Origin of the sequence: Thalassoglobus polymorphus, from assembly GCF_007744255.1 — a bacterium.
In the GTDB taxonomy this organism is placed as follows: Bacteria; Planctomycetota; Planctomycetia; order Planctomycetales; family Planctomycetaceae; genus Thalassoglobus; species Thalassoglobus polymorphus.
This window is the reverse complement of the sequence record NZ_CP036267.1, coordinates 1,748,225-1,769,330: the sequence shown is the minus strand read 5'-3', so window position 1 is coordinate 1,769,330 and position 21,106 is coordinate 1,748,225. Positions and strand designations below refer to the sequence as shown.

Here is a 21,106-nt window from a genome sequence, read left to right as displayed (position 1 = left end):
TAAGATTGCTGTTCGTCACGAGGCAGAACCTGAACACCAATTCGAAAGATGCTCTAATTGCTCAAGAGTCGGTGAAGGTAGGAATGAAGCTCCGCTGCAGGAACTTCGGCTTGTTCACCTTTTTCTAAGTCCTTCACCGTCCAGACTCCTTTCTCGAACTCGTCGGAACCAGCGATGACCACTGCCCGAAATCCTTTGCGGTTCGCATACTGGAACTGTTTTTGGACTTTCCTTGCCTGTGGATAGACCTCGTTCGCGATCCCTGCCGCTCGGAGTTCTCGACCAACCTTCAAATAATCTCCCAACCGTTCCTGGTCGAACATTGCGATGAAAACTTGAGCAGGAGTGGTCGCTGTATCGATCAATCCCAATTCTTCCATCGCTGCAAGAAGCCGGTCTAAACCTAAACTTGCTCCGACTCCGGGGAGTTTTTCTTTCGTAAAGAGACCAGCCAGATTATCATATCGTCCACCGGAACAAACACTTCCAATTCCGGGCAAGTCAGTCAGGAACGTCTCATAGATTGTCCCTGTGTAGTAGTCGAGCCCACGGGCGATGGAGACATCGAGAACGATTCTCTCGTCGGCAATTCCAGCAGTTCGGCAACTCTCGAACAACTCTCGCAGCTTCGAGACACCAAGTAATCCAGGTTCATTGCCGTCGAGCAATTCTTCAACTTGCGCGAGAATCTCTTCAGACGAGCCTTCTAACTGGGCGAAATCGAGAACACCGGCAGCTTGCTCAGGCGTAATTCCAACGGCATCGACCATCTCAGCGATGACCTTCTCTCGGCCAATTTTCAAGAGCTTATCAAGTGCACGCAAAATTCCGACGGAGTGTTCAAGGACTCCCAGTTTTTCCAGCAACCCGTTGAGAAGTTGCCGGTGATTGATACGAATTGCGAACTTGTTAAATCCGATCGCTTCCATCAAATCGTGAATGACCAACAACGTTTCGATGTCCGACGCGTTGGCATCGGTGCCGATGGTGTCAAAGTCACATTGGATGAATTCACGGTATCGGCCTTTTTGCGGTTTCTCTGCACGCCAGACAGACCCGATGTGATAACGCTTAAATGGTGTCCCCAGTTTTCCAATGTGCTGAGCAGCGAATCGTGCAAACGGAACCGTCAAATCAAACCGCATGGCAACATCACGATCTCCCTGATCCTGAAATCGAAAGAGTTGCTTGTCCGTTTCGTCGCTTCCCTTGCCGAGCAAAATTTCACTGTATTCAAGTGCTGGAGTATCGATGGGGCTGTACCCATAACTCCGATACACTTTGCGGGCAATTTCCATCAAATGCTCGCGAGCCATCATCAGTTCAGGAAGAGAGTCGCGGAAACCTTTGAGAGTTTGTGGCTTAATCAATTGATTCGACACGGGAACTTCTAATGTTTGAGATGAAAAAGTTGAGATGAAAATACTGTGGCCAATGCTATGGCCGAAGAACGAGCAGGTGGAGTCGGCGAGTTGCCTCAACCAAGAAGCGGCAATGCCACTTCACGGGCAGAGACCGGTTCAGAGGAGAATGTTCGCCCACTTTTCATCGGGAGCACTGCCTGAGCATATTCCCAAATCTGTTCGGGCGTCTCGAAAAGCATGTCGTAGATACCGTCATCTTCGTATTCACAATTGTCGGTCGTGTAGTCGCGACAAATTTGCGGACGAGTTTCATAAATTCCACATCGATGATCGTCTTGCAAATGTTTGCAGTCAGAATAGACCATCAAAAACCATGTCCCGTCTTCCACAAAGATCGCGACTCGACCATGCAGCAGATACCATCGCAGGTGATCGAAGTCTGCCTGTTTTTTCGGCTTATCAATCGGGAATGCGAAATACCGGCAACATTTGGCTGTGCAGTACGAGCATAGCACTTCACCCGGTTTCAAATCTTCGCGACGTTTTTTGGCTTTCTTCGCCATCGTGGCAACTCACTTAATAGTTCTGAAAGTCGTTGAGCTCTGGAAGGTCGCTCATGCAGTTGAATCATACCGCCCTTGCACTCTATTCGGGAGCCCATCGCTTTGACTTTCAAGAGAATTCAACCGATGTCACCAGAACTTTTCCGACACATCAATGGGCATTGAACTTTCAACCCAGAGTCGATACACATCAAAGCAACTTCCCACCTTGAGTCAGTCTCGAGTCAGCCCCTCACGACCACCATGCCCACCAAGACAGCCCCAGACGAACCGCATCTTCAGGATGAAACGGAATCAGTTCAACCGATTTTGATTCGGGATGAAGTCGAGGAACCGTCACTTGGGCTACGACAGTCAGATCGAGTTTTTCTGGTCACCGTCACTCTGTTTTGCGGTCTCCTCGCTGCGATCATCTTTTTGAGTCGGCCTTATTCAGGTTTTGAGACCGTTGAGATTCGGCACCTGCAACCGGAAGGCTTCACGTTTCAGCTCGACATCAATACCGCAACATGGGTTGAATGGATGCAGCTTGATGGAGTCGGCGAGACCACTGCCAGGAAGATCATTCTAGACAGAGAAACGAACGGCCCTTTTTCGTCCCTCACAGATGTGCAGCGAGTCAACGGGATCGGCCCCGCGAGAATCAAGAAAATGTTGCCGAATCTGACCTGCGCGTCATGCGAAGAGTGACCGCTGCCGGTCTTATCTCAAGTGGGACTTTCGTCGCGATGAGGAAGACGATGGTGAAGTTCTGCAATTTCCGGGCAAATCCAACGACGACAAAGTTCCGTGATCGGAACGCCCAGACGGGCTGCCTCTTGTCGCAGGATTCGCCAATCCGAAATTGGGAGGAAAATTGAAATCTGCTTTTTAATTTTTGGTGATGCCATAATGATTCAACAACGAGTTTGAGTTCGAAAACGTTTTGGAAATGACGTGCGCGTTCCGCCGAGAAAAGAAGGCGTATTTTTCATTCGTATTCTTAGTCGTTCCCGGAGCTCTCGCTTCTGGTGCTCTTGCCGGTTTTACGCTTCCTCGCCTTTTTACGATTTTCTTTGGCGAAAGCATCTAATCCATCCGATTCGAGATGCGCAAAGTCATCCAGATCCCAGTTTGATCGTGCCAATTCATTCGGCCTCGGGCAATCGCTGTCCCAACTCATCTGCACTTCACGGACCATTCTCTTCACTCTCTTTTTCTATCAAAATGAGATTAAGCAGCAGGGAGACCTCCTTGTCTCTCAATTCGTCCTGAGTGAAACCTGCTGCTTGTTGTCTCGTGTGGTTTTTGACTCGCCAGCGAGCTCTTCCACCATTTCTACGGAAGAATGCGACAGACCTTTCAGCCAGATCGAAACAATTTTCAAGAAAGTTTTGAATGGTGACCGTGCGAAGAAATGATCAATGCCGAGAGGCTTCCGTGAGCGTATATTGCACGAGTTCGCCCGCGATTGTGCAGACAATAATTTTGTCTGCATCAGGATGACGCAGAATCTGGGCAGGCTTGTGAGTGATGCCGTAGATGCATCCCAGGAACTCCAATTCACGCGATTTCATCGAGTACACATGCCACTCCCCACTGGCAAAGATGATCAGCTTTCCGTTTCGCAGAAAAACACCATCTGGCTGAGACAGATTCATCGGGAGCTGTTCAACATGTGGCTCGTTAATGGAACTGGGCCAGCAGACAGCTCCTCCATTTTCAAAGAGAACTCCGACTCGCGAAAGTGTCTGGGAGAGACTTCCGACGAGCCGCAGTATCGGTTGGTCAAATTCGATCGTTCGAGTTCGTCCGCTTTGCGTCAATTGCAATAGCGATGATCCCAAGGCGACATAAACACTGTTTTCCTTTGCCAGCATCGGAATCCCAATTTCCGGATCGAAACTCCAGTCATGCGGAGGTTCAAGTTGATGATTCGTGACTGGAAGACCATTACTATTAAATCCTTTGAGTGCCAGCGACGGGACTTCGACCGCCCAAAGCACCCCTGAGCTTCCCGCGATATTGACCGTTTCATCAGTCAACCAGGCTGGCGTCCCGGCGGTCATCTTTTCAGTTCTTCCCGGGACGTAGAGCTCTGTTGATCCCAACTCATAGTCAGCATGGATGACGTGGATAGCATTTTGTTGTGGCATCACTGCGATTTGGGAAAAATGTTCGTCATCTCCCCGGCCCACTCGATCCAGAGTATCTGTACGATAGGAGACCTCATCCCCCCATCCGTTGACCGTATACTCAAATAACGATCCATTTGAAATCAGCGTCCCGACGACGATCACTGGTTCAAACTGATACCCTTCACCGAGTGCTATCAGAGTTTGTCCCGACTGTGCGAACTTTTCCCACTCCCGAACAGGAGCATTGATCTTTTGCGAACTTGTTTCAGTTGCTGTCCATACTTTTCTACGAGATTTACGCGGACCACGTCGTAAGTATTGAGGACGATTCTGTTTCAAGTATCGTGCCGTGTCCCGTTTCAGGAGTCGGTCTTCAGGAGTTAATTTTTCCAGCAGACCGAGTAGCTGTCGAGCTGATTGCGGTTCTGAATTGATCGTACGTGAAACGAGTACCCGCGAGGCATCGGCTGCTTTAGCCTGTAATTTTGCATCAGGAGAATTGCGAACGACTGCTCCGAATGCTCTCACGATCGCAACAGCTCGCCCTTGAGAATAATGTTGATCACGCAGTTCCCCGATCAACGAACTTGTCTCGGCGTGTCGACCAAGCCGATCCTGAATCTCGAACGTCTTCTCCAGACACTCTTTGACTCGCGATGAACTTTTCCATCCCACTTTAAGCTCACCGAGTGCCTCATCTGGACTCTCTATTTTCTCATCCAGAACTCTGGCGGCCTCTAAATGATTCCCTGATTCGGATGCGGACTGAGCGGCTCGACGATAGGCTGCCACTGCCAACTCTTCGTCATGCAACTTGCGATAGAGGTCTCCGACTTTTTCGAACATCGACAGATCACGATAAATCTTGATCGCATCAGTCAAAAGTCCTCCATGCTCCAGACATTCGGCAGCTTCTTTAGGGCGGTAAAGTTTGTCTCGATAGATAACCGCTGCTTCGCGATAGTGCTTGCCAGCAACCAACACCGACGCCGCACCATTAAAGTCGCCGAGCAGTTCAGCGTAGATGTATGCGGCTCTGCGATATCGCCCCAAATGAACTTCACGCTCAGCCAATTCACGATATCGATGAAAGAGTTCCTGCTGGACCTCGTAGGGCATAGCCCAGTAATCGGTCGGCCCGCCACCACTTCCGAGAATGTTCATCAAGTTGAAATCAACGAGCCGGCTCATCAAAGAAGCCCCAGCAATTCCCGCCACACCGGTCCCTTTCCCTCCGGTCGGGATCGCGTATTTAAGCCCCTCGTCTGGAGACTCCTTAAGCATTTTCATCAACTTGTCGATTTCGCGTAGACGCTTATCGAACAGTTTGGCACTGTGTCGCAAGATATCGCTCGCCCAACGCTCCAACTGGCCCGGCGTTTGAGCCGCTCCTGATCGTGGCCTCGATTTGGGTGCGACTGATTGGATCATCTTCGCTGCCAACGCTGCCGGTGTGAGTGCGAGCCCCCCCATCATGCCAGCTGCCCCAAGTGCTTTTCCGACAATCCCTTTGGGGTTCAGCTTCGAGAGATCTTTTCCTTTCGAACCAATTCCCTGACCAGCCTGCTTGATAATTTCGTCTGTACTCTCAGGCCAAACCGCTTCGATGCTATGTAACCGAGAATTGATTCCAGTTCCGGATTTCGCAGCTGACCAATCGGTCCGGGCAAGCTGCGAAGAGGCCACAAGATCGGCCAGCGTGAGGATGTCGTCTGCCTCAAAACCAATGAGTCCCCGCTGCGGATGCCAAACGCAAATTCGTTCTGAGACCGAAAGAAGTTCATCGACTTCTCGCTCGGTCACCAGTGGAAATAACGTCGCATCACATGGAATGAGTAATCGTGTCCCGAACCACCCATAGCTCGCAGCCAAGCTGGGAATTCGATGAACGTCGGCATCCTTGGGAAGGGAGACCAGAACATCCCGCGTCTCCAGATCCGTTCGTGACTCCGGAAGCGGAAAGAGATCGACATCGTTCAACGAGAGTTCCCAAGCACAGATTTCCTTCAGCCAATTCGACGGATTGGAACCTTCGAGAATCACAGCACTCACAGGACGTTGGGCTGTCTCACAATATCGAAGTTGAAGTTCAAATGAGCTCATCGTAACGTCCAGACAAACGGTTTGAGGACATTCTCGTAGATCGTTTCTGCAGGGACTTTTTCACATCCGTCGATGTGAAAGTATTCATCACCAAAACAGGTTCCATCCGCACACCAACCAGAGACGTTTGAGTCATACAGCACGAGTGAAAGCTCCGGGATGGAGTTGTCACTACTTCGCAGGTGCAACATTCCCCGAGAATCAAGGATGGCGAGGCTCCCGTCATTCCATGTCGCCTGCTTGAGCTGAAACCGCCCCTCAAAACTTCCTTTGAACGGTTCAAAATTCTGATTGAGCATCGGAAGGAGTTCCTTTGCGGGTTGAAGCTCCATTCGCTCATTTTTGGAACTGAGTCCGATCCTGTAAGGGAACCCTTTGGCATTCCGGAAGATGAGCTCCCCGCTGCTGACTCCGACGTTCAAGAGTTTCACACGAAGTGAAAGCTGTCGCAACGAATGTAGCGCGTATCGCACAAAATACTGACCAGGAACCGCACGAACAGTGTCGACGTGATTGCCAGCAATTGAAACGACTTGACACTGATAAGGATCTGCTGGATCACTTAGCACAAACTGACTGCCATCGAGTGAGACCTCGCTGACCGTAGGAGGATACGTCAAAGATTGTCGTCCCTTTTCAAACTTGTCCGGAGGAATGAAATAGTCTCCATCGTCAAAAAGAAACACCGGCCCATTCGCAGCTTCTGAATCAAAGATTTTCTGCGGCATTCTTTTGTCTTCGATATCAAATAAATTCTCAATACGTGGAGAGATCCCGTCGTAACTGAGGGCGCCGATAAAGCTATTGCGTACAAGAAAAAAACGTGAGCTAATCCAGGTCATATCATGAACCGGAAAGGTCTTACGTTTTGCCCCATCGGTTCCGTGAAAGAAATGGACGACGTCGGGAAAAATCAGCATCACCATGCCAGCATGAATCGCAACATCAAGTAATCCGTTTCGTGGACAATCAAGAGGAAGTCTCTGGCATTCTAAAGTAGTGGTCTCAAACCAGATCAGGCAGCGGTTGTGATTGTCTTTGTGCCCACTCACGGCGTAAACAACTTCAGAGTCAATCTTGACGCATAAGAATCCTCCCGGCGGAACCTCTGCCAAGAGTTGTCTGGCTCCCCGTTTTTTCGCATCCCACCACATGAGACGGCGATCGTGAGTAATCGCCAACACTCCTGTTTGTTCGCCTGTTGCAGTAGAAGTGATCTCAACAATCCGCTTTGGATCAACGTTGTGTGACAACCTGAGAGGATTTTTTTTGAGCCGCATCAACGCTGGCAAATCGTGAGCCAGGCGTTCATCGATCAGCGACTGCTCAACTTGTTTCGACTCTTTCGGGAAGAGAATATCTAAGTCCAGCAATGCTTCACGGACAAGCCTTTCTCCGCGCGGGCTGTACGAAAACAACTGAAACCGACCACGGCGATTGACCGTTGCGACGTAATAAGACTCGGGATGGTTCTCCCGTAACATGCGGCGAAATTCTTCGTCAGCGAAGACATCTTCTCCGAGAACGTAAATGACTTCGTCTTGTGATGAGTCAACTTCCCGACGAAACAAGGGGAGCGAGTCCCCCGGATGGACTTCTGACTCGAGAGCGGCGAGATGTTCCATCAAGCCATCACGCGTTGTGAAATCAACAGATGCCACTTCCGCTCCTCGCGCGCGAAGCATCTGACAATCATTCTTGGTGATGGCGGCCAGCGAGAGTGCGACACTCGTTGAAAAGAGACGCGGCAGCCCCCACATTCTCAAGCCGACATCAAGAAAAATCATTCGGCGCTGCGGAGGATTGGAAACGGCTGCTTCCCGCCTTAAAAACAACGCTTCCTTCAATGCGACACGCGTCATTAAAATGTCGTCATCGTTGGCAAGTTCGCTGACGAGCAACCGATCAAGCGGCCCACGATTCGAGATATCCGAGACCCCGCCAAGCGGTAAATCGTCTTCATCCTGAACCTGCTTCGGAAGATGCACCACTGCCATCAACTGACGCGTGAGTTTCGCCAGACCAGCTAGTTCGTCATCATTTTCCAGTTGCTCTAAAAACGTTTTGAAGCTGAATTTCGGAAGCGTTTCAAGTTCTTCAATTTCTGGAACGGGCAGGGGGGCTTGAGCCAGACTTGTCTCAAGCCGAAAGCGAAGCGTCTCCTCGGTGACCCACACCATCCCATCACACAGACCACGCAACTCGCGAATCCAGTCACCTGTCGACTTGATGAATTCATAGTTGTGATTCAGTTCATAAGGGAATCCCTGCACGACCTCGTCAATCACAGCTCCCGAGAGTTCCGGAGTCGCGCGAAGCTTGTGCTTCTCCAGAACCATGGCGATCAGTTCTGATTTCGCTTCCGTTGACGATTTCAAATCGGGTGACAAGTTTGAAATTCGTTCCAGTGCCGTTAACGTTTCAGACCATTGGGCCGATCTCATTTTCGACCCCGCTCCCATCGCATTCGTCAAAAACTTCAGCTGTGTTGCATCAGGTCCCCACGAGCTGCGCAAGACTGCCAGCATCAAGACGATCATGTCGAAGGGGGCGAAGCCATCGGCTTGCAACCGCCTCAAACAGGCGAGCACCTCTTCACGAAAGGCGATTGTGGAACCGTCGATCCATTCAATTTCTTTCCCTGACTTCGACCATACCCAGAATGACGAATTTGATGGCGTCAGGTAGTGCCGGGCCAATTCACTCTGAGACATCAACACCTCTCCTCAAAGCGTCACACGTCGACTGCAACGCAGAACGTCCGCAGGCAATGAACTGGCCGGATGGGATCAGTTGTTGCCCTTCGTCGTCCCACAAGCAGAGGTCCCCTGCCTCCAATCCCCATCTTCCAGCGAGCATGGTCGTTGAAAGGGCAGGGGAGCAAGCCCGACCGGCGACAATCGCAATTCCGTCACGCTCGACGAAAAACTGACCGCGAATCGACGGGAGTGGAGTCCCACACACAATGGTGGTTCCATCCAGTCGTGTCGCAAACCGTAAAGGCGTTAAGCGAATCAACGGAGCAGTCTGTCCCCATTGATACAACGCCTGAAATGGGACCAGTAAAACATTCGCAGCCTGCTCATCATAAGAACTCAGAAGTTTCAATTGAGCTTGCTCAGCAACCTTCCCGGCAAAGAGAGTGACAGGTAAAGAAGGAGAGATCACCTCTCGGATCGGTCTCCAATCCCCATCCGGCAGTACTCCATGCGGGACTCGCAGATCGATCGGGATAAGCTGTCCGTCTTCTAGAACTCGAAACAACTCACCATCTGGCAGCGTGCGTAATTTGAGTTGCAATTCATCAGTGAGTGTGGAACCGCGCAACCACCAGCTTGACTCGGATTCTAAAACTTCAATGCCCGGAATGAGACGTAACCGTCCGAGGGCCGTTTCGCAGTTTTTCGAGATTCGGGCAGCCCACAATGATTTCATAGCTTCTCGTCGATTGAAATGAATCGATATTCCTCATCAAACTTCGTCAGCCACTAAAAGTCCCCGACGAGGTCATGGTTCGAACTGGTCTTTAAGTGAAGCTTCGTGAAAAGCAAGCTGCACTACATAAGTCGGTCCCAAATTATTTTCAAACGGTCTTTCAAAAACGTCTTCGTCTGTTCACTATCAACCCACTCACAACGACCGGACAGCACTGACAGTTGATCTTGCACATAGGACAGATCCGTTGCTCCTAATTCCTGTTCGAGCCGTCGTTCAATCCGGTCCAGGTCGAGTGCCAACGCTTCGGCATCCGGAGCATGGTTCGACTTTGACCTTGGATGAGGTGAATCATTAACTTCACCGGAGGCGCGGTTGATTGCCTCACTAACCAGTGTCGCCAAAACTTCCTGCTGTTCTTCTGTTTCCCAGGTGTAGCGGAGAATCCACAAGTCTGACGGGTTCGCAACCATTCGCCCGCACAACAAAGCACTCGCTGCGAGTAATCGTTGAAACTTCACAGCTCGACGATCCGAGACTGTCACGCCTGCGTGTCGCAATCGCTGGACCAGTTCGACATACGGCTGCCGAACAGTTGACACATCCACCTGATTGACAGCGGACTGAATCAACCGAATATCGTCGACGCTCACTGTCTCGTTGGCATGATCACTATTTGCATGTCCATTACTTTCCGCTCTCTGTTGTTCGAGCGTCCACCCAGCTGCGATGACATCTTGCAGTTGCTCTTGCGGAACGTTGTCACACACGACTCGCAACAGGAATCGATCAAACAATGCCCGAAGCGCTTCATCTTCCGGGAGTTGATTGCTCGCTCCAACGACCATCAGCATCGGCATCTGAATCGTTTCACGACCTCGCCGGAATATGCGTTCATTCAGTGCCATCAATAAACTATTCAGTACAGCACTATTTGCATTGAGCAATTCATCCAGAAAAATCAGGTCTGCTTCAGGAAGCATTCCTTCCTTGTTCGTGATCAACTCACCCTCGCGAAGCTTACGGATATCGAACGGACCGAAAAGCTCGTTCGGTTCGGTAAATCGAGTGAGCAAATAGTCGAACGACTTTCCCTGAATCCGCGCAGCCAGGTGATTCACCAACGCACTCTTCGCAGTCCCAGGTGGCCCCATGAGAAACAGATTCTCACGCCCCACCAGCGAAACCGCTAACAAGTCGATGATTTCATCCTTACCAACAAATGCCCGCTTCATCGGCGTCAGCACATTGTCAGTGAGCATCTGTGCTTTCTCAATCGCCTGCTGCCCTGAATTCATATCACTCACGTTTCGTCAGTTTCGTTTTGGAAGGTTGTCAGCAAACACTCGGAGAGCTTCGGAGAGAGTTGTGGGTTCGCTCCAATGGCTGCTCGCACATCGTTTCGAATTTCAGAATGCGAAAGCCGATCGACATCGCCAGCAGCAATGATCCGGTCCACGTACAAAATCCGCAAGCTTCGACAATCAAGAATTGCTTGTACCTCTGGTTCCGCAGAGAGTGCAATCCCGACTGATGACAAAGGCCAATCGGTTGCCAGGTTCATGAGCCTCTCAGTAAGTGAAGCGTTAACATCTGTCGATTGCGAAAGTCGTAGAAGATCCGGGAGAAACCGAAACAGGAGATCAACGGAATAAAGAGCGTCTGCAGGCGGCGCATCAAAATGGAACTCAATTCGATTCTGGTCAAGATGCTGATACGCAACCCGTTGTGCAATCAGATAAAACTGTTCGACGCTCCACGACACAGCATCTTGAGCAATATCGGGCGGAGTCAGTGCCAGCGTTTGACGAAAGACTGGCTCGAATTCGACAACAACATCAACCCCCTTACAAATTTCGCCCAGCGTTGGCCGCTGATCCGTTTGCAGAACCAACCGTCCATCTTCAAAAAGCTGCCGAATTACATTCGCCACAGTCATTCTGCGCTCATTCCATCGTCATCCCAAAGTTCTCATCCACCTCTGTTCGTTGACAAAAGAATAACGAATTTGTTCGCGCTGGCGAGAATGTCTCAGAGAGAATCTCTCTTCAAAGATCGCTTTCAGGCTTCGTGTAACTTTCGACAAGCACCGAAAATGCTCTGGCCAATGTTGCTTACCTTTGGTGGACCAAGTGCTTCTTCCACAGTCCAGAGATTGTCGCTGTTTTTTCAAGCCCCATTTTTTTAACGGCCTCAGCTTTTGCCGAGAAGTCGCCTGCATCGGCGTTGTTGATTTCTGGGTCAACTCGCAGGATTGATTCTGGTGCAGCGATGTCTTTGAGATCGGTCTCGTTATCCCAGAAGCAATTCGCCCCCAGTTTCAATGTGTTTCGACCTTCGTCTTTGAAGAGAACGAAACCATAAACGTTTCCTGTGAAGATGTTATTTTTCACATTGAGCGGACATGAGGAGCGTGAATCGACCCCGGAATACTCGTTGCCAGAGAAGACGTTGTTTTCGATCACGACTTCAGACCCGCCAAACGCACTGATGCCGGTTCCGTTATCGGCAATCACATTATTATGAACGCGACCGAGTGCTGCCTTGTTCCCCAGGTAGATCCCGCGATTTTTGTTGGCAATGATCAAGTTGTCGTGAATGTCAATTGTTCCTCCCGAACTCCGCAGGCCATGATATTTTGAGCCTGTCACCAGTGTTCGGGTGACTTCGAGTGTCGATCCTGAAAAGACCGACGCTCCACAATGTCCGGGATTGATGAGTTCGCAATCGGTCATGGTCATTTCCGCTCCGCCAGCGCAATTGACTGTGAATTCAAATCCTTCGAAGCGACAGCCTTCGACATTCACTTTCGAGAAACCTGCCCCGAGCAGGGCGGTGGGGCAGCGCTTTGCATTCCCACTGGCGATCACTTTGCAGTTTTTGAAAGTGACGGGGCAATCCTGAACCCAGACAGCGGCTGGCTCTTGACCTCGCCCCTGGCTGGTTGCAAGTTGCCATTTGATGGTGATTCCATCAATCACGACGGGACCTTTCCCGGAAATACGCAGGGCAGGGCGATCGGCAGTCACATCGAGGAGAACCTCCTTGCCAGCCTCAGCTTTCAATGTGAGCGGTTTTTGAATGGTGAGCGGTGAGTCGAGTTGTCGCTCAGTGATTGTCAGCACGTCATTCTCCGCAGACTTATTAATTTTCGATTGTAAATCGTCTGCGACTGCGACATCGACGGCCAAGCACAACAGTCCAATGGCTAATAGCCCAATGGATAAACGAGTTCTGAGTAACGTGCATTTCAGATACTGCATGATTCTTCCCGATTCAAAAATTTCTGGTGAACGTTAGAAGCAATCCGGAAACGATTGAAATGTTCGCCCTCCTCAGTCTTTAAGAAGGCAAGTTCAGGTTTCAGGATCAGTTCTAATATTTCAACATCGCCCACTGGGAGCAGACTCGAAGTGTGCAGCTAAACCTCCCAGTTCTGTAATTGGCGTCATCAGGAGACGAAGCTCACGCGGCTTGAATAAAAATCAGTAAATTTTCAGGAAAATCCAGAGTCAACCTGAAGCTCCCTAATTCGTCGTTGGTAACTCAAATCAGGCAACTCCTGCTTGTCGATTCTATCGATTCATCCAGCCAAATCAGAATTGTCATCACGACCGGCGTGATTTGCGTCCGATAAAGAATGTGGATGGCGGCATGCCATCTTTCTCGTGGTACTCCACTTGATTTGACTCCTTTCACGACATTCGCTGGCAGACATTTCTGTTTGTTCCTGGCGTCGTCAACATGGTCGATCAGCGGGTGGCAGTACTGTTTACGGATTGAAACTGCAACTGGGGGGATGGCAGGATGATTCGCCTATCTTGGATCGCTTGTCTTTTGACGATGCTTTGTGCATCAAGCAACGCATCGGCTGGATGGCCGTTCTTTAGTGAAGACGGACTGCGTCGAGGGACACCTGAGTACTATGAAGCTCGCGCTGGTGATCCTCCGGGAGCGCGTCAAAAATATCGATATGGAAAGCTGTGGCCAGTTCGTGCACGTCCGGTTGGGCCCAGCCAGACATTTGTTCACCGATACCACACAGCTCATTACTGGCCGCACCCGTATCAGTGCCAGGACCGGGCATCGGTCATGGCATTTCGCGATATCCAGCTTCACAACGGCTGGGTCACAGCAACGACATTCTACGATTATCACTTTGACGAAGAGACACACCAACTCAACAGTGCTGGATTCAAACACTTGTCGTGGTTGATGTCTCATGTGCCAGAGCAGCACCGTCAAGCTCATGTTTCCGTTGCTTCAACGGATGATGCGAACAATGCTCGCATCTTGAGTGTTGAGAAAGCGATCGCTTCGGCTGCCAATCAACAGTCGATTCCTGTTCTTCCGCGTGTCACCGATCCACTCGGTCGCCCTGCAGTGGAAGTTCAGCGCATCTTGCAAAGTGCAAACGAAGGAGCATTGCCTCCTGTGATTCAGTACACCGGTGCTGGAACTTCGGAAGGTAGTGGCGGCTAAAGCCTGTTCGTTTATTTTTCACGAAGTTCTGGCCCGGATTTTCCCGGTCAGAACTTCTTTCGCATTCAAGACCTGTTCTGTCTCAATGAACGACAATTTGGGCCCCAAGTTGTTGGACGAACTGATCTCTTATCGCGGACTTGCTCACCATGTCTTCTTTCCCAGATCAACAACCTGCTGAGGAACCTTCCCTGAATCCGCCCGTACCTGAAGAAATTTATTCAGGTGATGCGGTTGATGTTCCAGATGAACTGTACGAACGCATCATTCAGCAAGTCCAGCAAATATGTCAATCGGTCGATGAGCAAGTGACAACGGGAAAAAAAGCGACTTCGACGACTCTGCCAGCTGACGAAATGCCTCAGCAACCGAGACCGCCACGTGTCCCGGAATCGCTTGAAGAATCAGGATTGAGCCTGCATCAGCTTTCAGGACTGATCCTGAAATTGGCCTATCTCAACGGCTCAATGAACGGTTTTGAATTCGCAAAACAGTTGCGTTTGCCGTTTGGGGTAGTCGATGATGGTTTAGCATTTTTGAAATCGGAGCGATCGTTAGAAGTCAGCTCGGGCGAGTTGGCCGGGCGCTTAAGTTACCGATTTCTATTAACGGAGCAGGGGAGAAAGCGAGCCCGGGAAGAGTTCGAAGAATGCCGGTACGTTGGCCCCGCGCCAGTTTCTTTAAACGCATACACTCAACAGTGTCGTGACCAATCGACACGAAATGTGCCTCTCACAGCTAATGAAATTCGCAACGCATTTCGAAAGTTAGTCGTTGACGAAAATCTCATTGCACGCTTGGGCCCGGCGATCCTCAGTGGGCAATCGATCTTTCTTTTTGGAACTCCTGGAAACGGAAAAACCGTTCTGGCGAAGGCAATTGGGGCGTTGATGAATGAATGTGGGGGTGAGATTTATGTCCCCTATGCAGTGTCGGTGGATCGGCACTTAATCACAGTCTTCGATCCGAGTTTACATCAGACTGTGACCGACTCGAGTACAAACAAACCAGAGAATATCGGGCTTGATTCTCATTTTGCGTCGGAACCAGAATTTGATCAACGCTGGCGAAAAATCAAACGTCCAGTGGTCATCGCTGGAGGTGAACTCAGTTTAGACATGCTCGATCTGAGGTATCACACACACAGTGGATACTACACAGCACCACTCCATCTGAAATCCAACGGTGGAGTCTTTCTACTCGACGATTTCGGTCGTCAACTTGTTGAGCCAGCGGAGTTACTCAACCGGTGGATTCTGCCACTTGAAGAGCAGTCTGATTTCTTAACACTCGAAACTGGAAAGAAGTTTTCGGTCCCGTTTGAACAGTTGATGATCTTCTCAACCAATCTTTCGCCGAAAGACCTCGTCGACGAAGCATTTTTACGCAGAATACGGCACAAAATTCCGATCAAGGCTCCTACTGAAAAGCAGTTTCGGGAGATCTTCCGCTTGTGCTGTGAACAGCGAGGTCTCCCGTATGACGACTGGATTGTTACCCAGCTTCTCAACAAGCACTACAACAAGCAGAGATTACCTAAATCAAGCGATCCCCGCGATTTGCTTGACATTGTTCAATCAATCTGCCGATTTAGAGAACAGAGGTTTCATTTAAGCGAGGAACTTCTGGCTGAAGCTTGGCAAGAATGCCATGGTGGGTTGGAAATTTGCGAATCAGGAGAAGCCCGTTGAGACGGTCACCCCTTGGAAAATTTGTATTACTTAGTAGTTGCCTACTGGGTCTACTATTCTCCGGATGTATTACGATTTCCAAACCGGCTGCTCTTTCCAAATCGGAAAAGAAGTCGAAAACCAAACAGGTTTCATACGAAGAAACGATTCCTGAGACTCCACCCGATCCTGAAAACCCGGAAGAGCTGAAACTTGCTTATGCCAAGTGGATGGAAGACATCAATCAGGTTGGGGAAGCTCGTAAACACTACGCCGCTGTCGCCCAAAAAGAACCCGATAACGTCGACGCGATCCTCGGCCTCGCCCGCTTAGATCAAGTAGCTGGGCAATTCGCAGAAGCTGAACAAAAATATAAACGTGCACTTCGGCTCTCACCGGAATCGACGGAAGCCAAGTATGGCCTCGGACAGTTCTATGCGTCACAAGAACGGTGGCACGAGGCATTAGAGCCTTTAACCGCAGCGATGCTCTCTGAGCCAGACAAGATCGGCTATCGATACCAATTGGCAGTCGCTTTAGTCCATTCTGGAGATGTCGAATCCGCACTCCCGCACTTCATTCGAACCGTGGGTGATGCAGAAGGGCACTACAACGTCGGCCTGATTCTTCACGAAGAGGGTGACCTCGATAACGCTGAGAAACACTTCCTGTTGGCCGTCACCAAAAAGCCTCAACTTGAGCAGGCACAGAAATGGCTCGCCAAACTGGAAACAGAACGAAGCACCGGAGTTGCTGAAGAGGCAAGCCAGCCTGCCCCGCAAGAGGCACCTTCGCAAATCATCCCAGTGCAACACAGCACAACTCAACCCAAACACTCATTTGTCACTCAGCCCGGCAAGACAACTCTCAAACCATTGACGTCGCAACAACAAGAGCAATTGAACAACCAGCAACCCATCGCTGGACGATAGAGCCGTTCGAGCAACTTGCACACTATCATGGCCCGTGAAGAACCCGTTTCACCAGCGAAATTGCGATAGAAATTGATGCACGCGTCTGGTGCCCCGTGACCAACTGCTCCAATAAGTCATCAAATGACGACCACGAGCAAGCCAAGCACTAAAAACAGACTTGAGCAGTTTCGGACTCAGTTCCCCGGCAAGTCCTACTGACTCGCTGAATCACTCATTAAAAACAGCTCTCGAAGCATGCTTCGAGAGCTGTTTTTTTAGCAGTTTACAAATTGGCGTTCGCGTTCTGCCTCGTGGGTAGAAGCCTATGAAGTCATGAACGTGAACTTCACGGGTACAAAAAGCATTGGAAATGCTCTATGTTAGATTCCGTTCGCGAATCCAGTCGGTATGGAACGTTTCACCACGTTCTTTGTCGACTCGTTCGTAAGTGTGAGCACCGAAGTAATCACGTTGAGCCTGAAGCAGATTCGCTGGGAGTCGGTCTCGGCGATAGCCATCATAATATGTGAGTGCCGCACCAAAGCCAGGAACCGGCAATCCAAGGTTGACGGCTGTTGAGATAACGCGTCGCCAGGCAGGTTGAGCTTTGTCGATAGCTGTCTTGAAGAAGTCATCCAAGAGCAGGTTTTCGAGTTCTGGGTTCTTGTCGAAGGCCTTCTTAATGTCTTCCAGGAAGACAGACCGAATGATACATCCACCGCGCCAGAGTAGAGCGATATTCCCGTTGTTCAGCTTCCAACCGAATTCTTCAGCTGCGGCGTCCAGTTGAACATACCCTTGGGCGTAGCTGACGAGTTTCGACGCGTAGAGTGCTTGTCGAACATCTTCGATGAACTGGTCGCGATCACCTTCAAATTTTGTCTCTGGTCCACTGAGCACTTTGGATGCACGGACGCGGGCATCTTTTTGACCGGAAAGGCAACGAGCGTAAACTGCTTCAGTAATGAGGGTGGTCGGAACACCAAGATCGAGAGCATGTTGCCCCATCCATTTCCCGGTCCCTTTTTGCTTGGCAGTATCGAGGATCTGATCCACCAGATCATTCCCAGATTCTTCATCTTTGACTGTGAAGATGTCGCGAGTGATCTCAATCAAATAGCTCGCCAACTCTCCTTCATTCCATTCTTTGAAGACCTTGTACAGTTCGTCGTTGGTCAACCCCAGAGCGTGTTTCAGGATGAAATACGCTTCGCAGATCAGCTGCATATCTCCGTATTCGATTCCGTTGTGAACCATCTTGACGTAGTGCCCAGCACCATCTTCCCCAACCCATTCACAGCAGGGAATATCGTCGTTTGGTCCGACTTTGGCAGAGATCGATTGCAGGATTTCCTTCACGTGAGGCCATGCGTCGGCGTGACCACCAGGCATGATCGACGGCCCCTTGAGAGCCCCCTCTTCGCCACCGGAAACACCTGTCCCGATGAATTGGAAGCCAGCTTCGCGAATTTCTTTTGAGCGGCGATTCGTGTCATTGAAGTCACTGTTTCCGCCGTCAATGATGATGTCGCCCGGTTCCAGCAACTCCTGGAGTTGCTGGATGACGCCATCGACAGGACCGCCCGCTTTGACCATGATCATGACTCGACGAGGGCGTTTCAGCGACGCTACGAAGTCTTTAATGTCTTCATAACCATTGACACGGTCAATAGTTCCATCCCAAACCTTGTCTTTCGGCTCATCTTTGAGGCCACCGACGAAGTCTGTCATCGTTTTCGTCGTTCGATTGTAAACAGCGACCGAAAACCCGTGATTGGCCATGTTGAGTACAAGATTTTGGCCCATCACGGCCAAACCGATCAATCCGATGTCGTTTTGCATGTCTGTTTCTAAAGTGTTTCGGTGTCAAAGTGAGAAGAAAGTACAGGTGGAACTGTATCGGCTCAGGCTCACGGGGTCGAGTGATTGGAATATTGTTAAGCCATTTTGCATCGAACGGGAATCGAAGAACATCGGTCCTTCAACTTCTGCAAACGGTTGGAAACAAAGAGATTTCCGATGTTTGACGAACTCAGCCCCGTCAGGACGAAAAAGATGCCATGAAAAAGCAATCAGATCCCTCTTTCAATTGGAATAAGTCTTGCTCTGCACGTTTTTGCTCAACTACTGTGATGAGAGTTTGTCAACGTCTAGCCAATTCTCAGTCCATACCTTGTAAACGTAAAGGTTTGTGAACGACGGTGTTAATCTCCAGAAACGCACATACCTGCTCCAGGAACAGATCCAGACATCGTCAGGCGATCGTAACGCTGGAAACGATTTTATGGCTTCCGGTGATCGCGATTCTCCTCGCAGGTGTCATTGAGATGGGTCTCATCATGACCGGGTCGATGCATGTCGCCGCTGCGAGCCGATTGGGAGCGAAGCTCGCCGCAGAGACAGTCGGTCTCGACGCTTCGACCACAGCAGCGACAGCCGTGGCGATCCGTGGTCCCGTTGACGATTATCTGGAAAACGCCGGATACGGCCCCGATGCAACCGAAGGGGTTCGCTTGCAACATAACATTGGGACGAACGGGGGATCCGCAGAAAGTGGGACTTGCCCAGAGCAAAATACTCCAGCACTTCCTAACCCGCCGACTCCTGCTCCCCATGCAGTTCGCGTGGTGGTCTGCGTTGCCTTGCCAACAGTCTCGCCAAACCTATTGAAGACATTCGGATTTAACACCGAGAATTTGAATCTAGAGCTGGCAACAACGCACCCCTACGAAAACCAATAACATCCTGAGCTTGCGTCTTGAGTGACTCGTCTGGTGAGCCTCGCCCCTTGCCTCGAAAGTTGACAGATAATGACACCCCGTCTCGAAAAAACATCTCGAAACTCGCTCAAGAAACGCAACGCTCTGCACTCCTCTCAACCGCAGAGTTCTCGCTCTGGAATCATTACGTTTTGGGCCATCGTCTCAATCCCAATTATCTTGATTCTGCTCTGCGTGATTCTGGAAATAGGAAATCTGTGGCTCGCCAGAATTCAATTCAAAAACGCTTTAGAGTCGGGCGCTCTGGCTGCCGTGAAAGAATGGGGTGACGGAGGAGGAGGAGACACAACTCTTGCGAGAGAAACAGGGAACAACTTCGCAGCCTTATGCATGATCAACGGCACACCGGTTGAGCTCGACACGATTGATGCCACGCTCAACGACACATCCCCAAATTCGACTGTGACGGGGACTTCAAACGCTGACTGCAATGGCGTGTTCGTCTTCGGTTCACTCGTTTGCAACAACCCAGATTTTCAATTCGATCCATGTAACGCCTACGGTTGCGCAGTCCCAGCTAATGTTCTCGTCGACGCCAGTGGCTTTGCCACCCTCGCAGGAGCGGCGAATAATGATTGGGGAATCTCCGTCCAACCGACGAATACAACCCCTCCCGGTACGTATGTCACGCGAGTTGTCATTCGACTTCCAGATAACTTTGGCCCAAATGACCCCGTGTTCGATTTCAGACTCCTGCAGCCGACAGTCTCATCGAACACATCGTCTTCTGACGTCACCAACAAGGTTCGATGTTTCTTTAATGATCTGGCCTGTAGCTCAGATGATCGCACTCAGGCGGACGTTTTAGGGATCTCACCAGGAGATGTCAGCTTCTCGGTGCTCTCGACTGCACAATTTGGTGACGATGGAGCAGGGGGGCGACTCGAGTCCTCAGCCACAGGGATCGCCCCAGCGGGTCAACGTGGTAAAGTCCTTGCCATCGACTTCTGTGGTTCTCAACCATGTGATTCAAAAACTTGCACACAAAGTCCATTCGAACCAGGTGACCGCATTCGTTTCGGAGCACTCGTCAATAATAACACAAATGGTTTCCCACTATTCGACGGAGATGCCATCGGAAACATGGGAGCTGAAGTGACCGTGTTCTTCAACAATGGTGCGTACATCACTGGATCGTTTAACAACAACACCAACTCCCAATCGATTGGACAGCGTGCCTGCTCCAACGTCTCGTTTGCACCTTGGGGAAGTTGTGCCGCAGCCACACGAAGCGGAATGACGTTCGCAGGCTACCTGCCCGATCAACCTCCTCGACTCAACGTTGGCGGCAACAACGGACAATCAATTGCTCACTTACAACAAACCAGCGGAGTTGGAGGCTACGGGTTGGCTGTCCGGGCTCAGGCCACTTATGAAGTCCCCAGTTTGTGCAACATGCTATTTGGAGTTCCGATCGGTCCATTCCATGTGACCGCTAAGGCCGACGCAACGTACCAGTGCTCGACAGGTCGTCTAAGAATCTATCACCTTGACGACGAGAACCTCAATTGTGCAAATCCACTGGCGTGCCCGTAATTAGCAATGCCACTGATGCAGCACCCACACAGAGTTGCATAGCCCCATACAGAGCTACAAGTGCTTAAGCAGGGTTGCAAAAACCTCCACAAACAGTTGCAGCCCCAACACAACGTGAGAATGTTTGAGGCCGCAGCAAACT

Annotated in this window: 17 protein-coding genes; 6 read left to right on the top strand and 11 right to left on the bottom strand. The window is 50.4% G+C overall.

Annotated features, from left to right (window positions below):
- Positions 1-53: 53 nt before the first annotated feature.
- Positions 54-1,370: a histidine--tRNA ligase gene (gene hisS / locus Mal48_RS06510; protein ID WP_145205842.1), complete on the bottom strand. Its 1,317-nt coding sequence runs from the start codon at positions 1,368-1,370 to the stop codon at positions 54-56.
- A gap of 107 nt (positions 1,371-1,477) precedes the next feature.
- On the bottom strand, positions 1,478-1,927 hold the full coding sequence (locus Mal48_RS06505) for a YkgJ family cysteine cluster protein (RefSeq protein ID WP_145197255.1): 450 nt from the start codon (positions 1,925-1,927) through the stop codon (positions 1,478-1,480).
- Between the two features lie 243 nt (positions 1,928-2,170).
- On the opposite strand from Mal48_RS06505, the gene Mal48_RS06500 reads away from it, so the two are divergent.
- Positions 2,171-2,617 (top strand): ComEA family DNA-binding protein, encoded by a 447-nt coding sequence (locus Mal48_RS06500; protein WP_145197253.1) that lies wholly within the window; start codon positions 2,171-2,173, stop codon positions 2,615-2,617.
- 17 nt (positions 2,618-2,634) lie between these two features.
- On the opposite strand, the gene Mal48_RS06495 is transcribed toward Mal48_RS06500, so the two are convergent.
- From Mal48_RS06495 to Mal48_RS06460, 8 genes are all read right to left on the bottom strand, one after another.
- Positions 2,635-2,817, bottom strand: coding sequence for a hypothetical protein (locus Mal48_RS06495; protein WP_145197251.1), 183 nt, complete (start codon positions 2,815-2,817; stop codon positions 2,635-2,637).
- 92 nt (positions 2,818-2,909) lie between these two features.
- Entirely contained in the window at positions 2,910-3,107 is a 198-nt protein-coding gene (locus Mal48_RS06490; RefSeq protein ID WP_145197249.1) for a hypothetical protein, read from the bottom strand.
- 220 nt (positions 3,108-3,327) lie between these two features.
- Entirely contained in the window at positions 3,328-6,147 is a 2,820-nt protein-coding gene (locus tag Mal48_RS06485) for a hypothetical protein (RefSeq protein WP_145197247.1), read from the bottom strand.
- Complete coding sequence (locus Mal48_RS06480) at positions 6,144-8,861, bottom strand: hypothetical protein (RefSeq protein ID WP_145197245.1); 2,718 nt, start codon at positions 8,859-8,861, stop codon at positions 6,144-6,146. Before Mal48_RS06480 ends, Mal48_RS06485 begins: the two co-directional genes overlap by 4 nt.
- Positions 8,848-9,582, bottom strand: a complete 735-nt coding sequence (locus Mal48_RS06475) for a hypothetical protein (protein ID WP_145197243.1) — start codon at positions 9,580-9,582, stop codon at positions 8,848-8,850. Before Mal48_RS06475 ends, Mal48_RS06480 begins: the two co-directional genes overlap by 14 nt.
- A 122-nt stretch (positions 9,583-9,704) precedes the next feature.
- Positions 9,705-10,880, bottom strand: a complete 1,176-nt coding sequence (locus tag Mal48_RS06470) for an AAA family ATPase (protein ID WP_145205839.1) — start codon at positions 10,878-10,880, stop codon at positions 9,705-9,707.
- Between the two features lie 5 nt (positions 10,881-10,885).
- Entirely contained in the window at positions 10,886-11,521 is a 636-nt protein-coding gene (locus tag Mal48_RS06465) for a hypothetical protein (protein ID WP_145197241.1), read from the bottom strand.
- A 175-nt stretch (positions 11,522-11,696) separates the two neighbouring features.
- A complete protein-coding gene (locus Mal48_RS06460; RefSeq protein ID WP_145197239.1) occupies positions 11,697-12,845 on the bottom strand; it encodes a right-handed parallel beta-helix repeat-containing protein in 1,149 nt (382 codons plus the stop codon).
- A gap of 544 nt (positions 12,846-13,389) precedes the next feature.
- Here Mal48_RS06460 and Mal48_RS06455 point away from each other — a divergent pair.
- From Mal48_RS06455 to Mal48_RS06445, 3 genes are all read left to right on the top strand, one after another.
- Positions 13,390-14,064, top strand: coding sequence for a hypothetical protein (locus Mal48_RS06455; RefSeq protein ID WP_145197237.1), 675 nt, complete (start codon positions 13,390-13,392; stop codon positions 14,062-14,064).
- A 149-nt stretch (positions 14,065-14,213) separates the two neighbouring features.
- Positions 14,214-15,755: an ATPase gene (locus tag Mal48_RS06450; protein ID WP_197442111.1), complete on the top strand. Its 1,542-nt coding sequence runs from the start codon at positions 14,214-14,216 to the stop codon at positions 15,753-15,755.
- The gene (locus tag Mal48_RS06445; protein WP_197442110.1) at positions 15,752-16,666 is read left to right on the top strand and encodes a tetratricopeptide repeat protein; all 915 of its coding nucleotides are present in this window, start codon (positions 15,752-15,754) and stop codon (positions 16,664-16,666) included. The genes Mal48_RS06450 and Mal48_RS06445 overlap by 4 nt, the downstream gene beginning before the upstream one ends.
- A 357-nt stretch (positions 16,667-17,023) precedes the next feature.
- Here Mal48_RS06445 and gnd read toward each other — a convergent pair whose 3' ends face one another.
- Positions 17,024-18,490 carry a decarboxylating NADP(+)-dependent phosphogluconate dehydrogenase gene (gene gnd / locus Mal48_RS06440; RefSeq protein WP_145197233.1) on the bottom strand — a complete coding sequence of 489 codons (1,467 nt, stop codon included), beginning with the start codon at positions 18,488-18,490 and terminating at the stop codon, positions 17,024-17,026.
- 359 nt (positions 18,491-18,849) lie between these two features.
- On the opposite strand from gnd, the gene Mal48_RS06435 reads away from it, so the two are divergent.
- Both Mal48_RS06435 and Mal48_RS06430 read left to right on the top strand, forming a co-directional pair.
- Positions 18,850-19,389, top strand: coding sequence for a TadE/TadG family type IV pilus assembly protein (locus tag Mal48_RS06435; RefSeq protein ID WP_145197231.1), 540 nt, complete (start codon positions 18,850-18,852; stop codon positions 19,387-19,389).
- 69 nt (positions 19,390-19,458) lie between these two features.
- Entirely contained in the window at positions 19,459-20,964 is a 1,506-nt protein-coding gene (locus Mal48_RS06430) for a pilus assembly protein TadG-related protein (protein ID WP_145197229.1), read from the top strand.
- The last annotated feature ends 142 nt before the right edge of the window (positions 20,965-21,106 follow it).

Excerpts from the sequence above, each read along its gene's own strand:
- Mal48_RS06505 (WP_145197255.1), bottom strand. The coding sequence starts at position 1,927 with ATGGCGAAGAAAGCCAAAAAACGTCGCGAAGATTTGAAACCGGGTGAA.
- Mal48_RS06500 (WP_145197253.1), top strand. The coding sequence starts at position 2,171 with ATGCCCACCAAGACAGCCCCAGACGAACCGCATCTTCAGGATGAAACG.
- Mal48_RS06495 (WP_145197251.1), bottom strand. The coding sequence starts at position 2,817 with ATGGCATCACCAAAAATTAAAAAGCAGATTTCAATTTTCCTCCCAATT.
- Mal48_RS06490 (WP_145197249.1), bottom strand. The coding sequence starts at position 3,107 with ATGGTCCGTGAAGTGCAGATGAGTTGGGACAGCGATTGCCCGAGGCCG.
- Mal48_RS06485 (WP_145197247.1), bottom strand. The coding sequence starts at position 6,147 with ATGAGCTCATTTGAACTTCAACTTCGATATTGTGAGACAGCCCAACGT.
- Mal48_RS06480 (WP_145197245.1), bottom strand. The coding sequence starts at position 8,861 with ATGTCTCAGAGTGAATTGGCCCGGCACTACCTGACGCCATCAAATTCG.
- Mal48_RS06475 (WP_145197243.1), bottom strand. The coding sequence starts at position 9,582 with ATGAAATCATTGTGGGCTGCCCGAATCTCGAAAAACTGCGAAACGGCC.
- Mal48_RS06470 (WP_145205839.1), bottom strand. The coding sequence starts at position 10,880 with ATGAATTCAGGGCAGCAGGCGATTGAGAAAGCACAGATGCTCACTGAC.
- Mal48_RS06465 (WP_145197241.1), bottom strand. The coding sequence starts at position 11,521 with ATGACTGTGGCGAATGTAATTCGGCAGCTTTTTGAAGATGGACGGTTG.
- Mal48_RS06460 (WP_145197239.1), bottom strand. The coding sequence starts at position 12,845 with ATGCAGTATCTGAAATGCACGTTACTCAGAACTCGTTTATCCATTGGG.
- Mal48_RS06455 (WP_145197237.1), top strand. The coding sequence starts at position 13,390 with ATGATTCGCCTATCTTGGATCGCTTGTCTTTTGACGATGCTTTGTGCA.
- Mal48_RS06450 (WP_197442111.1), top strand. The coding sequence starts at position 14,214 with ATGTCTTCTTTCCCAGATCAACAACCTGCTGAGGAACCTTCCCTGAAT.
- gnd (WP_145197233.1), bottom strand. The coding sequence starts at position 18,490 with ATGCAAAACGACATCGGATTGATCGGTTTGGCCGTGATGGGCCAAAAT.
- Mal48_RS06430 (WP_145197229.1), top strand. The coding sequence starts at position 19,459 with ATGACACCCCGTCTCGAAAAAACATCTCGAAACTCGCTCAAGAAACGC.